Source organism: Gardnerella vaginalis 1500E (assembly GCF_000263595.1).
GTDB classification, from domain to species: domain Bacteria; phylum Actinomycetota; class Actinomycetes; order Actinomycetales; family Bifidobacteriaceae; genus Bifidobacterium; species Bifidobacterium vaginale_E.
In genome coordinates, this window is record NZ_ADES01000024.1 from 1 (window position 1) to 1,722 (window position 1,722).

General features: G+C 39.5%; 1 protein-coding gene and 1 pseudogene. One reads left to right on the top strand and one right to left on the bottom strand.

Annotation, left to right across the window (positions count from 1 at the left end; genetic code table 11):
- Window positions 1-217: 217 nt before the first annotated feature.
- Window positions 218-382, bottom strand: a pseudogene (locus CGSMWGV1500E_RS06520) (ATPase); the annotation flags it as partial.
- A 325-nt stretch (window positions 383-707) separates the two neighbouring features.
- On the opposite strand from CGSMWGV1500E_RS06520, the gene CGSMWGV1500E_RS00535 reads away from it, so the two are divergent.
- Window positions 708-1,706 (top strand): Fic family protein, encoded by a 999-nt coding sequence (locus tag CGSMWGV1500E_RS00535; protein WP_050543279.1) that lies wholly within the window; start codon window positions 708-710, stop codon window positions 1,704-1,706.
- Window positions 1,707-1,722: the final 16 nt, after the last annotated feature.

Consider the following 1,722-nt stretch of genomic DNA (forward strand, 5'->3'; position numbering starts at 1 on the left):
GCGGGTTTGCTTTCGGGCTTTTGCATGATTCTACTGTTTTGCCAAATCTCTTTCTTCACGGTAGTGTTGTGCGCTGGTTTTCGGGGGCGTGACTGTTGAGTGTTTGGCTGGCTTGTTTGTTAGGGAAACGAGTCGGTTTTGTTAAAGGGCTTGGGTTTGGTGCTACTAGGGGCATCAGACTCCAAGCCCTTTCTTCGTATGCGTTCCACTGTTTGGCTCAATTTGTTTCGAGTAGCCATTGCGCTATGTCTATTACGCGGATTCCTTCAATGTCGTAAGAATCATGACGCGTATTTGCAAGCAGGATTTTAGGGTAAGAGTCTTTTATTGCTTTTAGTGGCGAAAGTTCGTGCTCCAATGTGGAATCATCGCTAATATTATTTTCGGAATAGTAGTATTTTTCACTTTTGAAAGTAGATACGTATTTTCACTTTCAAAACTGTAATATTTTTTAAGTTTTGAAAGTAGGCGCGTATGTTTGCTTAAAATCACAGATCTTTTCTTTTGCGTGCATATCACTGATGTGTTGTCTACGCAGAAACGAGTGGCGTGATGTTGCTGATGCTAGATTCGTCAAATCGCGAATCTTTACTTTTAAGTATGCAGAATAGCAATTATCTTTACTTTTGATGTTGATTATGGGAAAATAAGTAAAGATTTTAGTGCGTGAGTATTTAGATTCGTCATAATTTATCTCAATTAAAACTATGCAAGCGGAAGAAAGAGAAGCGTTAAAAATGTATGACTACTCGGGATTGAACAAAAGGCTACAAGAAAAAGGTATTAAAAAATCGCAGTTAGTGGCCGAGTTGCATATTTCTTCTCGTACGATTGCGAAAATCTCAAAAGGTGAAAAATTATCAAATTCAGTAATCGCGAAAATCAGCGACTATTTACAATGTAAGCCGAGTGAATTGTATCGCGTAATTTCAGGTAATCCTATTTTGCAAAGGCTTAGGGAAGAGAAGGAGCATCGTATACCGGGTGGAATTTATCACGAGCTTCAAATTCGTATGACTTACAACTCGAATCATATTGAAGGTAGCCAGCTAAGCGAAGATCAAACTAGGCGAATTTTTGAAACTAATACTATTGATTCCGAAGAAAATGTGGACGGCGGCGGCGCAAGCGAAAACAAAGGTACAGTTGTTGGTGCAAATGCTAGTACAGGTATTAGGGTTGATGACATTGTTGAAACAGTAAATCATTTTCGTGCGATTGATTACTGCATTGATGTTGCTGAAGAGCCTCTTAGTGAAGACATGATTAAGCATTTACATTTGTTGCTTAAACGCGGAACAAGCGACGAGCTTCTGCCTTGGTTTAGTGTTGGTGACTACAAGTTGCGTGCGAATGTTGTAGGCGGTGTGCAAACTTGCGATCCGAAAAAAGTGCATGAGGAGATTAGCAGGTTGTTGGCAGAATACCTTGCTAAAACTGATTTGCAGCTAGAAGATATAGTTGATTTTCATTACAGGTTTGAGCGAATACACCCATTTCAGGATGGCAATGGTAGAGTTGGGCGTTTGATTGCTTTTAAGGAATGCTTAAAGCATAATATTGTGCCGTTTATTATTGAGGATCGAAAGAAATACTACTATTATCGCGGTCTTAAAGAATACAGCAATGAGCGAGGATTCCTAGTTGAAACTTGCTATGACGGTCAAGATACGTTACGCGCTCTGTTGAAGCTTTTTGGGTTGTAACACGTTCTGTTTATTG